The 13243-nt window shown below is 64.9% G+C and carries 14 protein-coding genes; 5 read left to right on the forward strand and 9 right to left on the reverse strand.

Features of this window, described 5'->3' with window-relative positions:
- Positions 1–95: 95 nt before the first annotated feature.
- The 3 genes from ACT9T4_RS10310 (at position 96) to cueR (ending at position 3395) form a co-directional block, all read left to right on the forward strand.
- Complete coding sequence (locus tag ACT9T4_RS10310; RefSeq protein WP_042553019.1) at positions 96–482, forward strand: hypothetical protein; 387 nt, start codon at positions 96–98, stop codon at positions 480–482.
- A gap of 83 nt (positions 483–565) precedes the next feature.
- Positions 566–2959 (forward strand): heavy metal translocating P-type ATPase, encoded by a 2394-nt coding sequence (locus tag ACT9T4_RS10315; RefSeq protein ID WP_499116813.1) that lies wholly within the window; start codon positions 566–568, stop codon positions 2957–2959.
- A 4-nt stretch (positions 2960–2963) separates the two neighbouring features.
- Complete coding sequence (gene cueR / locus ACT9T4_RS10320) at positions 2964–3395, forward strand: Cu(I)-responsive transcriptional regulator (RefSeq protein WP_042553018.1); 432 nt, start codon at positions 2964–2966, stop codon at positions 3393–3395.
- On the opposite strand, the gene ACT9T4_RS10325 is transcribed toward cueR, so the two are convergent.
- From ACT9T4_RS10325 to ACT9T4_RS10365, 9 genes are all read right to left on the reverse strand, one after another.
- Positions 3362–3967 carry an HAD family hydrolase gene (locus tag ACT9T4_RS10325; RefSeq protein ID WP_042553017.1) on the reverse strand — a complete coding sequence of 202 codons (606 nt, stop codon included), beginning with the start codon at positions 3965–3967 and terminating at the stop codon, positions 3362–3364. The genes cueR and ACT9T4_RS10325 overlap by 34 nt on opposite strands.
- Positions 3968–4010: 43 nt before the next feature.
- The gene (locus ACT9T4_RS10330) at positions 4011–4976 is read right to left on the reverse strand and encodes a Csu type fimbrial protein (RefSeq protein ID WP_499116817.1); all 966 of its coding nucleotides are present in this window, start codon (positions 4974–4976) and stop codon (positions 4011–4013) included.
- A 10-nt stretch (positions 4977–4986) separates the two neighbouring features.
- A complete protein-coding gene (locus ACT9T4_RS10335) occupies positions 4987–7302 on the reverse strand; it encodes a fimbria/pilus outer membrane usher protein (RefSeq protein WP_231570130.1) in 2316 nt (771 codons plus the stop codon).
- A 38-nt stretch (positions 7303–7340) separates the two neighbouring features.
- Positions 7341–8126, reverse strand: a complete 786-nt coding sequence (locus ACT9T4_RS10340) for a fimbrial biogenesis chaperone (RefSeq protein ID WP_082045745.1) — start codon at positions 8124–8126, stop codon at positions 7341–7343.
- A gap of 14 nt (positions 8127–8140) precedes the next feature.
- Entirely contained in the window at positions 8141–8659 is a 519-nt protein-coding gene (locus ACT9T4_RS10345; RefSeq protein ID WP_499116951.1) for a Csu type fimbrial protein, read from the reverse strand.
- A 29-nt stretch (positions 8660–8688) separates the two neighbouring features.
- The gene (locus ACT9T4_RS10350) at positions 8689–9201 is read right to left on the reverse strand and encodes a Csu type fimbrial protein (protein ID WP_499116820.1); all 513 of its coding nucleotides are present in this window, start codon (positions 9199–9201) and stop codon (positions 8689–8691) included.
- A gap of 61 nt (positions 9202–9262) precedes the next feature.
- Complete coding sequence (locus ACT9T4_RS10355; protein ID WP_042553014.1) at positions 9263–9796, reverse strand: Csu type fimbrial protein; 534 nt, start codon at positions 9794–9796, stop codon at positions 9263–9265.
- 311 nt (positions 9797–10107) lie between these two features.
- The gene (tesB, locus tag ACT9T4_RS10360; RefSeq protein ID WP_042553013.1) at positions 10108–10977 is read right to left on the reverse strand and encodes an acyl-CoA thioesterase II; all 870 of its coding nucleotides are present in this window, start codon (positions 10975–10977) and stop codon (positions 10108–10110) included.
- Positions 10978–11097: 120 nt separating this feature from the next.
- On the reverse strand, positions 11098–11652 hold the full coding sequence (locus tag ACT9T4_RS10365) for a GNAT family N-acetyltransferase (protein ID WP_499116823.1): 555 nt from the start codon (positions 11650–11652) through the stop codon (positions 11098–11100).
- Positions 11653–11700: 48 nt separating this feature from the next.
- Here ACT9T4_RS10365 and ACT9T4_RS10370 point away from each other — a divergent pair, with 48 nt between their 5' ends.
- Positions 11701–12621 (forward strand): histone deacetylase family protein, encoded by a 921-nt coding sequence (locus ACT9T4_RS10370; RefSeq protein ID WP_042553012.1) that lies wholly within the window; start codon positions 11701–11703, stop codon positions 12619–12621.
- A gap of 107 nt (positions 12622–12728) precedes the next feature.
- Positions 12729–13229 (forward strand): TM2 domain-containing protein, encoded by a 501-nt coding sequence (locus tag ACT9T4_RS10375; protein ID WP_499116825.1) that lies wholly within the window; start codon positions 12729–12731, stop codon positions 13227–13229.
- The last annotated feature ends 14 nt before the right edge of the window (positions 13230–13243 follow it).

The raw sequence follows: 13243 nt of genomic DNA on the forward strand, positions 1-13243 counted from the left end.
CGAGCTTGCCACAAGGTCAAGGTCAACCCTCGACCTTGTTGAACCCGCCAACCTCGGCCAAGCTCAGCAAAACTCCATAGCCATCTGGTCTGACCATGTCCCGCCTACTCTTCTCACTGTTTCTCGCTTTGCCCCTGCCCGCCCTCGCCCAGGTACTGCCCTCGCATACCACCATGGGCGATGGCTACGCCGTGCTGATCATCTCCCGCGAGCGCCTGGAAGTGGCATCGCCGTGCGAGTTCGGCGTCTACCTGCAGGACCAACTGGCCGCACGGCTGTTCCAGGGCCAATCGGTGTCCTTCAACCTGCCGCCCGGCGATGTGTCGGTGCGTCTGGGCATGATCGGCACCGAAAGCTGCCAGGCGGGCATCACCCCGCTCGACAGTCAGCGGCTGAACCTGACTGCCGGCGAAATTCGCCGCTACCGCATCGGCCTCAGCCCATCCGGCCCCTACCTGACACCTGCACCGCCAAGCCAGTGACGCCTAATCGCTCCGGGGCTTGACCTTACCCATTGGTCAAGGTTGATCCTGTGCCTTGCCATCAGGATCAACCGGAGATGACCATGCCCACGCCGCCCACCCTCGACCTGCCGATCAGCGGCATGACCTGTGCCAGCTGCGTCGGTCGGGTCGAGCGCGCCCTGCGAGGGGCACCGCAAGTCGATGCAGTCAGCGTCAACCTGGCCAGCGAGCGCGCTCGTGTCGAGGCGCCTGTCGAGCAGTTGCCGGCGTTGATAGCGGCGGTACGCCAGGCGGGCTACGAAGTGCCCAGTGAAAGCCTCGATCTGGCCATCTCCGGCATGACCTGTGCCAGTTGCGCGGGCCGCGTCGAGCGCGTGCTGCGCAGACAGCCTGGCGTGCTGGCGGTCAACGTCAACCTGGCGACCGAGCAGGCCCGCGTGCAGGTGGTCACGGGGGTCGATACCCAGGCGCTGCTGGCTGCGGTGTCGACTGCCGGCTACTCGGCCAGCCCCATGGATGCACCGCAAGTGACGGGTGACGCCAACGATCGCCGCCTGCGGGCCGAGCGCTGGCGACTGGCCCTGGCATTGCTGCTGGCCACGCCGCTGGTCCTGCCGATGCTGCTGGCGCCCTTCGGCGTACACCTGATGCTGCCGGCCTGGGCACAGTTCCTGTTGGCCACACCGGTGCAGTTCGTCCTCGGCGCGCGTTTCTACCGAGCCGCGTGGAGCGCCCTGCGCAGCGGCTCCGGCAATATGGATCAGCTGGTCGCCCTGGGCACCAGCGCCGGTTACGGACTGAGCCTCTACCAATGGGCGATCACCCCGGCGGGGCACACGCCACACCTGTATTTCGAAGCCTCCGCGGTGATCATCGCCTTGATCCTGCTCGGCAAATACCTGGAAAGCCGCGCCAAGCGTCAGACCACCAGCGCCATCCGGGCCCTGCAGGCGTTGCGCCCCGATGAGGCCACGCGCCTGCAGGGCGGCATCGAGCAACGCGTGGCCGTCAGTGCGCTGAGTCTGGGCGACCGGGTACTGGTCAGGCCGGGCGAGCGCTTTCCGGTCGACGGCAAGGTGCTCGAGGGCGACAGCCACGCCGACGAGGCACTGATCAGTGGTGAGAGCCTGCCGCAAGCCAAGGCACCGGGCGACTCGGTGACCGCTGGCGCGATCAATGGCGAGGGCCGTCTGCTGATCGAGACCACCGCCCTGGGGGCAGAAACCGTGCTGTCGCGGATCATCCGCCTGGTCGAGGACGCCCAGGCCGCCAAGGCACCGATCCAGAAACTGGTGGACAGGGTCAGCCAGGTCTTCGTGCCGGTGGTGCTGTTGATCGCGCTGCTGACCCTGATCGTCTGGCTGAGCCTGGGTGCAGGCCTGGAAAACGCGCTGCTCAATGCCGTGGCCGTGCTGGTGATCGCCTGCCCCTGCGCCCTCGGCCTGGCAACGCCCACGGCAATCATGGCCGGCACCGGGGTGGCGGCCCGGCACGGCATCCTGATCAAGGATGCCGAAGCCCTGGAGATAGCCCACGACGTGAAGGTGGTGGCGTTCGACAAGACCGGTACCCTGACCTCCGGCGCACCACGTATCGCCCACCTGCAAACCGTCGACATCGATGCCGACCAGGCACTGCGCCTGGCCGGTGCGCTACAGCAAGGCAGCGAGCACCCTCTGGCCAGGGCGGTGTTGCAGGCCTGCCAGGAGGCTACCCTCATCCTTGCGCCAGTCGCCGCCAGCCAGGCCTTGGCCGGTCGCGGCATTGCCGGCCTGGTCGAGGGCCGATCGCTGCAGTTGGGCAATCGTCGCCTGCTACAGGAAAGCGGCGCCAGCGAGCCGGACGATCTGGCCAAAGCGGCTCAGGCCTGGGAAGTCGAGGGGCGTACCTTGTCGTGGCTGATCGAGCCGGGCTCCCCAGCGCGGGTGCTGGCGCTGTTCGCCTTCGGCGACACCTTGAAAGAAGGCGCCCGTGAAGCGGTCGCCGCGCTGGGCAGCCGGCATATCGTCAGCCACCTGATCAGCGGCGACAATCAGGGCAGTGCACAGGCTGTCGCCAGGCAATTGGGCATCGGTTCGGTTCACGCTCAGGTTCTGCCTGCGGACAAGGCGCGTATCGTCAGTGAGCTGAAAGCCGCTGGTGTCGTGGCCATGGTCGGTGACGGCATCAACGACGCCCCTGCCCTGGCTGCGGCGGATGTCGGCATCGCCATGGGCGGCGGCACCGATGTGGCGATGCAGGCGGCCGGCATCACCCTGATGCGCGGCGACCCACGGCTGGTACCCGCCGCCCTGGATATCGCCCGGCGCACCTACGCGAAGATCCGCCAGAATCTGTTCTGGGCCTTCATCTACAACCTGGTGGGCATTCCCCTGGCCGCCTTCGGGTTGCTCGACCCGATGCTCGCCGGCGCCGCCATGGCGCTGTCGAGCGTGAGCGTCGTGAGCAATGCCCTGCTGCTGAAAACCTGGCGGCCCAACCACCTCGAGGAGTAATGCGATGAATATCGGACAGGCGGCCAAGCACACCGGGCTCAGCGCCAAGATGATCCGTTACTACGAAGCCATCGGCCTGCTGCCCAGTGCGGGGCGCAGCGAAAGTGGCTACCGCCAGTACGACGACGGGGATCTGCAGCGCCTGCGCTTCATACGCCGGGCGCGTGACCTGGGCTTCTCGTTGGCCGAGTCGGGCAAGCTGCTGGCCCTGTGGCACGACCGTGAACGGGCCAGTGCCGACGTCAAAGCCCTGGCCGTGGAGCACATCGATGCGCTCAACGGCAAGATCGCCGAGCTCGAAGCCCTGCGCGATACCCTGCAGACCCTGGTCGACCACTGCCAGGGCGACCACCGTCCCGACTGCCCGATTCTCGATGATCTGCAGGCCGGTAACGGCTGTTGTCAGGCAGCCGGATTGCCCAAGGCCAGACGCTGAAGCGCCGTGCAATCGGCGACGAAGTGATCGCTCAACTCCGGCCAGGGGTTGGTCGGCAGGTTGACCAGCACGGTAGCGCTACCGGCGGCACGGCCACAGGCCAGATCATGGCGATGGTCGCCGACCATGACCATGTCCTGGGGCGCCACCTGCCAGCGGTCGGCCAGGTGCAGCAGGCCGCCAGGGTCGGGTTTCGGCGGCGCCTCGTCACGTCCGAGGATGTCGGCCGGCGCGAAGCAGTCGTCCACGCCGATGGCCTGCAAAGTCAGCAGCGCCAGCTCGCGAGCGTTGCGCGTCAGGATGCCGAGGCGCAGCCCACGTGCGTGCAGGCCGCGCACCAGCGCCACGGCCCCTGCCGCAGGCCGTGCGGCGATGGCCAGCTCGCGTTCGTGCTCGAGCAGCCAGGCGTGCTTGGCCCGCGAAACATCCGGGGGAAGCGCGGCCAGGTGATGCAGGATGTCGTCCTCGGCCGGGATATCCAGCGCCACGCGAATAGCGGCGAAATCATGCACGGCGATGGTCAGGGTGCCGTCCATATCGAAAACCCAATGGGTGTAGCGCTGCAGGCTCATCGCCCCTCCGGCAACTGCAGAATCGAAACCGCAGCATACCTGCTCAGTACATGATGATCACCGTCACGTTATCCGTGTAGGTGCCGACCGGTACGTTGGCCTGGGCAGGGTCGATGATGCCCAGGAACGGCACGCTCTGCTGCAGGCCGTTACCGACCATGGGTTGCGTCTGGGTGGTGGTCCAGACGGTGGTGGTATTGGGGAAATACAGGTTGTAGTTGAGCCGATTGCTGCCGCTGGCCATGCGCCGCCAGGGAGCCTGAAAGTTCTGGCCGTTGTCGAAACCCACGGTATAGCCCTCGGTATTGGTGCAGGTGACACCGATGTTGCGCGTCACCGGCGCGAACTGGCTGACCAGCGCCTGGGTACCGAAATCCATCACCAGTTCGCTGTTGTTGATCACGCAGGTCTTGGTGACCACCAGGGTCACGGTGACCGATACGTTGGCACCTGCGCCCCAGGGGCTTGGCGGGTTGCACGCCAGCACGCCGCAGGAAGGCCTAGCGGCACCTGGGCTGAGCGCCCAGTTGGAGCAGATGCCCGCCACGAAAACGCCCGTACACACCGCGTACTGCCAGTTCAGGTTCAGCGTCGCGGTGTAGGTGCCTGCCGCCACGTTGGCACCGGTGGCGGTGCGATAGTAGAGAGGAAGCGTCCCGGTGCTGCCGCCCAACCCCAGAAGCGTGGCATTGGTCAGTTGAACCTGCTGGCCGGTCTGCAGCCTGTTGCTGTAGCCGATGTCGGTGAACACCTGCAACGGGATCTGCTGCGAACCACTGACCAGCACGGGATTGTTGAGCAGCGTGACGCGGATGAAGTTGGTACCCAGCAGGGTCAGCGTTCCAGTGCATTGCACACCGCCGCTACCTGCCGAGCTCTGCGGCGTACTGATCAGACTCAGCGAATTGCTCGTGCCAAGGCTCACCGCGGCACCCGGCGTGGTGCAGACCGCCCAGGCGGCCCCAGGTAGCAGAGCAGCAAGAAGTAGCAGTGCACGGATAGCGCTCATCGCTCGTTCCTCAACGACATGTCAGTGGTCCCACCAGGGACATTTCCTCATCGAGGCTCTCCAATTCGAACCCCGCGGCGCACTGACCGCCATCGGGCAGCGCCACCTGCAGGCGATTGCTTTTCTGCAGCCCCTCGAAATACACCAGGCCATCCCAGCCAACGGTGGCCTGTCGGTCACGCCCCTCCAGGGTCACCTGGCTGCCACGGGGCAGCACCTCACCGCGGCTGTCGATCAGCACGATGCTGGCGGCCACCACCCGACGCAGCTCGAAGTCGAGCATCGCACCGCTGCCCTCGTGCACCGCGATGCTGCGCTCGACCTCCGGGGTGCGGATATTGGCTGGCAGCCCCAGTGAATCGATGGCGTACTGGCCCGGGTAGTAGGAAGGCACCCAGGGCACCAGCAGATGCCCCCGGGAATTGGTTTCGCCGAGCAGTTGGTGCTCGAAACTCACCGGCACCCCGGCATAGCCATCGGTGCTGACCAGCACGAAGGCGTCGTCGATGCGGTTGCTGGCATACACCCCGCCGCCCATCGCCACCACCGAGCCGCTGACATCGCCCCAGTAGGTGCGCCGCCCGCCATCGTCGTAGACGCCTGCCTGGTACTGGGCATGCCGCGCACGCCAGGTCATGTCGGCCTGAGCGTAGCGGTCGCCATTGCCAGCGGCATAGGCCAGGTTGTAGCCCACCCCGCCTTCACTGGGTGCACTGCGACCGAAGTTGCTGCGCTGCCGATAGCCACCCTCGCGATCACGCTCCAGGCCTACGCTGAAGGTCGAGCGCAGGTCGAAGGGGATCATCCATTGCAGCAGCGCGGAATAGCCGGGTTCACCGATTTCACGGTTGAGCGACAGGAACAGGTTGCTGTTGCCAGGCAGCCCGCGCGACCAGGACAGGTTGACCAGGCGGCTGCGGGTACCGTCATGCATCTGGCTGGCAAAATAGCCGATGCCGATATTGCCGATGCGTCGGGGGTTCAGCGACAGGGTCACCTGGTCGGTGGTCTTCGCCAGCCCCGAAATCCCACGGCTGCTCTGCAGCGCGCTGATCACGCTGAGGTCGGCATAGGCTTCGTCGCGCTGCACGCGCTGCATGGCAAGGCCGAACAACGGCGAGTAATAGCTGTAGCCCAAGCTCAGTTGCTGGCCGCGCTGGCCATCGTGCGCGCTGTAGGAAACCGAGGTTCCCAGGGTGCCCCAGGTGCCTACCGCGAAGGTGCCGCCCACACCGCCCAGGCGCAGGTCATCAGCGCTTTCAGCATGGCTTTCCAGAGTGAAACCATCGCCCACGCCATAGCGGAACGTGCCACTGGCGGCCTGGCTGCCGTAGGCGAAGTTCTCCACACCGTAGTCCTGGCGCAGCTTGCCGACGGACAGCGAGTAATCGTAGAGCCCCTTTTGCAGCAGGGTATTGGTCACGTAGAACGGCACGTCGGTGGCCACCTGGCGCCCCAGTGCATCGGTGGCCACCACGGTCGCGGTGCCGGCGCCGCTGATGAAGGGCACGCTGCTGATGGTGAAGGGGCCGGGGTTGAGCATTTCGCTGCTGACCCGACTGTTGTTGATCAGCAGATCCACCGAGGTCGGTACCGCGGCATCGCCGCTGAAGCTCGGCAACGGGTAGGTGATCAGGTCCGGGCGCAGACCGAAATTGCGCGATAGCTGCACCCCGCCAATGCGCACCGCGCGATTCCAGGTCAGCGCGCCGGTGATCAGGTCACCGGCCTCGTAGCTGAGCATCCGCTGCTGGTCGTTGTAGCGCCAGAAGGTGTCGTAGCGAATATAGCCATCACCCTGGGCACGGTTGCCTGCGAAGGCATGCCGGTATACGCCGCTGTTGCTGAGCCGCCCCATGCTGCCGAACACCCGCTGTTCCAGCCAACCGTTGAGCAGGCGCGAGCCCTCGTCACTGTCGCTGTAATAGAAGTCGTAGTTGAGCAGCGCTCCGAACGAGCTCTGGGCCGCCACCCCTTCATAAACCTGGGTCTGCCCCACCGTCTGGTCGGGCAGCCAATCGCTGGGCAGGGTCAGTTTCAACTGCTGGAATTCCTGCTGGTAGTCGCTCTGCAGCCCCGGGATAACGGCCAGATCCTGCAACCCGCTGGCGTCCTCGGCCAACGGCACACCGACAGCGCGCAATTCGTCGCTGTCGACCAGATAACGGCCGGCGCGATAAGTCACCGGCACGATCCGCTCGGTCGACAGTTCATTGACCACCAGCTCCAGATAAAGAACGTACTCATCGGGCATCTGTTGTGCCTGCCCCGCCTGCCCCGCCAGTAGCAGCAAGACGCCGAGCCAATGAGCCAGGGCAGCGCGCATCCCTGAGGGCATCGTTCAACGACCACCGAACCGCATGCTCACTGCCCGGGTATCGACAGGGGCTCTTTGCGCTCATTGATCATGGCCTCCAGCACCGCGCCATCAGCGCCCACCCCCGGTGGCAACGGCCAGCGCATCTGCGCGCCGGGCAACACGTAGCCGAGCAGGCCCTCGGCCACCACCTGCTGCTTGCCACCGCTAGCGAACTTCACCGCCGACAATCGCGCATGGGCAGTGCCGTCGTTGCGCAGTTGCAGGAAGCGTGTGCCGCCTTGCTGCTGAATCCGGTACCTGAGTTTTGGCGCCAGGCTCTGCACGCTCTTGCCAGCCTGCTCGGTGGCGCTCTCCGGCGCTGCGCCGCTGCCGAATACGAACAGGGGAATCGAATAGCGCATCTGAAACTTCACACCCAGCTGCGGATCGGGAGCCGCATTGCTGTCGAGCATCTCGTCGATCAGCACCCGGTAGGCTCGCTGCACCCCGACCTGCGGCGCCTGCATGACCATCAGGCGGATCATCTGCCGCTTGCCCGGAGCGATGGTCACCACCGGTGGGCTACCGACCACCTCACGCTGCGCGTCGAGGCGATCCTCGAAGTCCGACTGTTTCCAGTCCATCACCCGTATCTGCAGATTGACCGGTGCCTGGCCGCGGTTTTCCAGCCACAACGCCACCGCTTTCTGCTCGGCCTCGATCACCGGGTTGATCGGCCAGATCAACACCGAACTGGCTGCCCCCACATGGCCCGCGAACATCAGTAGTAGAACTAAAGCCCCTGCCCTGGCATGAAGAAAATCGAGGTGCTGCCATGCCGCACGGGCCATGTGGATCTCCCTGTTCAATAACTCACGGTAACGGTCACCACGTCGCTGTAAACACCTGCGCTGGGCATCGGCGTAACGCTGAACAGCCGGGCATAGACCGGATAACTCTGAGTACCCCCAGCAGAGGGAAACGTCGCGCTGAGAGCCGTGGCACCGTTGTTGCCGTCCCCCCAGACATTGCTGAAGGCACTGTCCTTGTATAGTTGATAACGCAGAAGTTCGCCGCCTTTGGCCAGAAAACGCCCGTCTGTCACGCTGCTGGCGTTGGCCCCGGCACCAATGCCGATGGTCAGCGCGATGCCCGGCGTGCACTGCAGCACGATGCTGCCGCTGCCGGGTGTACTGGTGCGGTTCACCGGGCTGCCAAGGCTGCCGAGCGGCCCGAAGTTGATGTTGCCGTAGCTGGCCACATCGCTGCCGCCGCTACCGAGCAGGCAACCGGCGGTGATCACCGCACGAACCTGAAATTGCCGGTCGACGCGTAGCTCGTTGGTTCCGGTATCGGCGCGCGCATCCAGTGCAGCGAGCAGCATCGCGAGCGGCCAGGCACGTCGCAGCGACGTCACCATTTCACCGTGACGGTAACCGTATCGCGGTAGATGCCCGCCGCCGGGGAACGCTGCGCCGGAACCCGGCCATACACCGGCAGCCATTGATCCTGGCCAGTACCGGTGCGGCTGATGCCCACCGTGTTGTCCCAGACGGTCTGGTAGCTCGCCGAGGTGTAGAGGTTGTAGGCGATCTGCGCACTCGGCCCCTGCAGGCGCCGGGCATTGACGTTGCCACTGCCACCTGCGCTGATCAGCACCTGATAGGGCGTATTGCTCAGGCAATTGACCCGCAGCGCGCCGTTACCCGGCTGGCCGACCACGTCGAGCTGGCTGCGCAGAATGGAGTGGGTGCCGAGGTCGAAGGTGCCGAACTGACCAAGATCGTTCGCTGCGGTGCTGCCCGCGCTGCAGGCCGGCAGTATCTCGGCGAACAGACCGATGGTCGCGGTCTTGCTGGCAGCGCAGAGCAAACCGGGGGCGAGCGCAAGCAGCGCCACGAATTGAACGGGCCGGTAGCCGTACATGGCAATTCCCTGACAGAAAGCGGGGGGTTGGCAGGCGACCGGACGAACCGCCTGCTGGCGTTTACCAGGCCACCGTCACCTGTACGGTATCGGTATAGGTACCCACCGACGGCACGGCCGCACGGGGCGGCACCTGGCCATACACGACGATCTCCTGGACCTCGCCATTGCCGGTCGAATCCAGGGTATCGCCGCCGTTGCTGCCGTCGCCCCAGGGCGTGGTACGGCCAGCATCCTGGAACAGGTTGTAGGCGATCAGATCGGTGCCGTTGCTCATGTTGCGCTGACCGCCAGCGGGGTTGCCGCCACTGTCGAGGGTCACGCTGTAATCGGTGCCGTTGTTGCACGTCACGCTGAACGAGCCACCGCCGCCAGAACCCACGGACTGCGCCTCCAGCGGCGCGGTGATGGCGGCAACGCTGCCGAAATCGATATTGCCGAAGGTCCCGCCGGCAGAACCGCCGTTACCCACGGTGCAGCCATCGGTGATGACCAGTTGAATGCCAAGCTGACCGGTAACGGTACCGGCTGCATTCGCCGTTGAGCCAATGGCCAACGCCAGAAGGGATGAAACCAGTAGCGCTGAACGCCGCATAACCGTCTCCTGCAGACTCGAGAAACTCCCATGCTCAGAAACCCGGATCGTCACATCCGGGTATTGAGAGGGACACAGGACAAGGGTCGACCACGTTCAGGCGATTGCACGCGTCAATGAATCAGGCATGTTTTCACCAACCCCTCAATGCCATGCGCAACAGATTGATTGAAATGAAGAATATTTTTTGACGTAGGAGATAAGCGGGCAGACATGGGGCAGATGTCCTACAGAACAAAAGGACACCCGCTATCAGCGGACATGGAAAACTGTCTGACAAGTCAAGATGATGGCGTCATCGGGTTATCGTTTCAGCGCCAGTCTTCACGCAGTCGGATCAGGCCCTCCTGGGCCACGGAGGCGACCAGTTGGCCCTGGCGGTTGAACACGCTGCCGCGAGAAAAACCGCGGGCATTGCCAGCCCAGGGGCTGTCCATGGCGTAGAGCAGCCAGTCGTCCATGCGCAGGTTGCCGTGGAACCAGATGGAGTGATCGAGGCTGGCCACCTGCATGAACTTCTGCCACACCGATACGCCGTGGGGCAGCATCGAGGTGGTCAGCAGATTGAAGTCCGAGGCATAGCCAAGCAGGTACTTGTGGATGGCAGGTGTGTCCGGCAACTCACCGTCAGCGCGGAACCACACGTACTTGACCGGCTCGCTGACCTTGGGGGCGAACGGATTATCGACGGTCACCGGGCGAATCTCGATGGGCTTGTCGAACAGCACACGCTCGCGCACCCGAGGCGGCAGCGAGTCGGCTACCAGGCTGGCCAGTTCGGTTTCCGAACGCAGCCCTTCCGGGCCCGGGACGTCAGGCATCTGCGCCTGATGGTGGAGCCCTTCTTCGAGGTACTGGAACGAGGCGCTGCAGGTGAAGATCGCCTTGCCCTTCTGCACCGCCGTTACCCGGCGGGTGCTGAAACTGCCGCCGTCACGCACGCGGTCGACCTGATAGACCACCGGCAATGCGGCATCGCCCGGGCGCAGGAAGTAGCCATGCAGCGAGTGCACATGACGATCGGCCTCGACCGTCTGGGTGGCCGCCGACACGCACTGGCCCAGTACCTGACCGCCGAAGAGTTGGCGAAAACCGAGATCCTGGCTGACGCCACGGAACAGGTTTTCCTCGATGGCCTCGAGGCTCAGCAGCGCCACCAATTCTTGCAGGACTTGACTCATACGGTTCTCCACGGCCCCTACCCAGGGCAATACTGCGACACGCGCGGGGTGCGCGGACGGTGAATGGTAATGCCTTTGCCGCCTGTCAGGAATCGCGGGATGGCGACGGAGGCGACAGGCTCAGCCCCGCTTCGGCCATTCGCCACGCGTGATCCGATACAGCAGGTGCTGGCGTAGCCGGTGACCGGGCGCCAGTGCCGGATGCTCGAAGCCGCCAGCCGGCTGCATGCCGAGCGCCTGCATGACCCGCTGCGAGGGCACGTTCACGGCGGCCGTGAAGGACACCACATGCGGCAGCTCAAGGCGCTCGAAGGCGCAGTCCAGGGCCGCACGAGCAGCCTCCTGGGCGTACCCCTGCCCCCAGTGCTCCGGCAGCAATCGCCAACCGATCTCCACCGCCGGCGTGAAGGCGGCCTCGAAGCCGACATGGGCCAGCCCGGTCATGCCAATGAAGCGCCCGTCGTGGCGATGCCGCAGCGCCCAGAAGCAAAACCCATGCTGGCTGAAGTGCTGCTGCAGGCGCGCCAGCAATGCCTGGCTCTGCTCAAGGCTCAAGGGCGCCGGAAAATGGCGCATTACCTGCTCGTCAGCGCACAGGGTCGCCAGGTCGGCGAGGTCGTCATCACGCCAGGCGCTCAGGTACAAGCGCGGCGTTTGCAGCTCGATCACATCCATTTCGCTTCTCGTGCATACTGCCCAGGGTTCACCAAACGCCGCCATTGTATGCCCCTGCCGCTGATCTACCACGACGACTACAGCCCGCCCTTTCCGGAAGGCCACCGCTTCCCGATGGAGAAATTCCGTCTGCTGCGCGACCACCTGGTGGACAGCGGCCTGACCCGGGATGCCGACCTGCTGCGTCCGCAAATCTGCCCCGCGGACATCCTCGCCCTCTGCCATTGCCCCGCCTATATCGAGCGTTACCTGAGCGGCGAGCTGAGCCATGAAGATCAGCGCCGTCTCGGGCTGCCGTGGAGCCCGGCGCTGGCACGTCGCACCGTGCGGGCAGTGGGTGGCTCGCTACTGGCAACCGAGCAGGCGCTGCAACATGGCCTGGCCTGTCACCTGGCGGGCGGCACCCACCACGCTCACTACGATTACCCGGCAGGCTTCTGCATCTTCAACGACCTGGCCGTGATCGCCCGCTACCTGCTGGAAAGCGGCAAGGCGCATCGCGTGCTGATCTTCGATTGCGACGTTCACCAGGGTGACGGCACCGCGCGGCTGCTCGAACACGTGGACAACGCCGTCACCGTGTCGCTGCACTGCGAGCAGAACTACCCGGCGCGCAAGGCCCGCAGCGACTGGGACATCCCGCTGCCTCGTGGCCTGGGCGACCGCGACTACCTGAAAGTCGTCGACGACACCCTCGACTACCTGCTGCCCCTCTATCAGCCGGATATCGTGCTCTATGACGCCGGCGTCGACGTGCACCGCGACGACGCCCTCGGCTATCTGCAACTCAGCGACGCCGGCCTGGCTGCCCGCGACGAAGCCGTGCTGCATCATTGCCTGGGCCGCGACATTCCAGTGGTCGGCGTGATCGGTGGCGGCTACAGCAAGGATCGCCACGCCCTGGCCCGCCGCCATGGCATCCTCCATCACAGCGCCGCGCGGGTATGGCAGCAACGAGGGCTCGGGTAGCTCCGCCCCCCCATAGGAAAGCACCCGGCTCACAGAATCACAGCCAACTGCTATCACCCGCCTCTGCCCACTGCTAGAGTCGCCGCCTTTCTCACAAGGATGTTTCCATGCAAGCTCATGCCTACCAGGCGCCCGGCGCCAATCTCGAAGTAGAAAGCGTGTTCTGCCGTAATTGCGGCTCGTCCATCACCGCCACTGCGCAGACCTGCTCGCACTGCAGCGCCAACCAGAATCTCAACCCTCGAAGCAAGATCACCGCGGGTCTGCTCGCGCTGTTCCTTGGCGGTCTCGGTTTTCACCGTTTCTATCTGGGCCAGTGGTGGGGGCTGTTCTATCTGCTGTTCTGGGGCACCGGCATTCCCAGCCTGATTTCGCTGATTGAGGCCATCGTATTCTTCTGCACCAGTGACCAGAAATGGAACGCCAAGTACGGGCGCACCAAGGGCAGTGCCTGGCTGATGGGCCTCGCCGGCGTCTTTGCCATACTGGTCATGATCGGTACCCTCTCTGCCATTGCCATCCCCGCCTACCAGAAATATGTTGAGCGGGCCAAAGCCGCCCAGGCCAGCATGCAACAGCAGGCCGAGCCACAATTGCGTCAGCAGTAGCAAGCAACACGGGC

The organism is Pseudomonas sp. SZ40 (genome assembly GCF_052958135.1).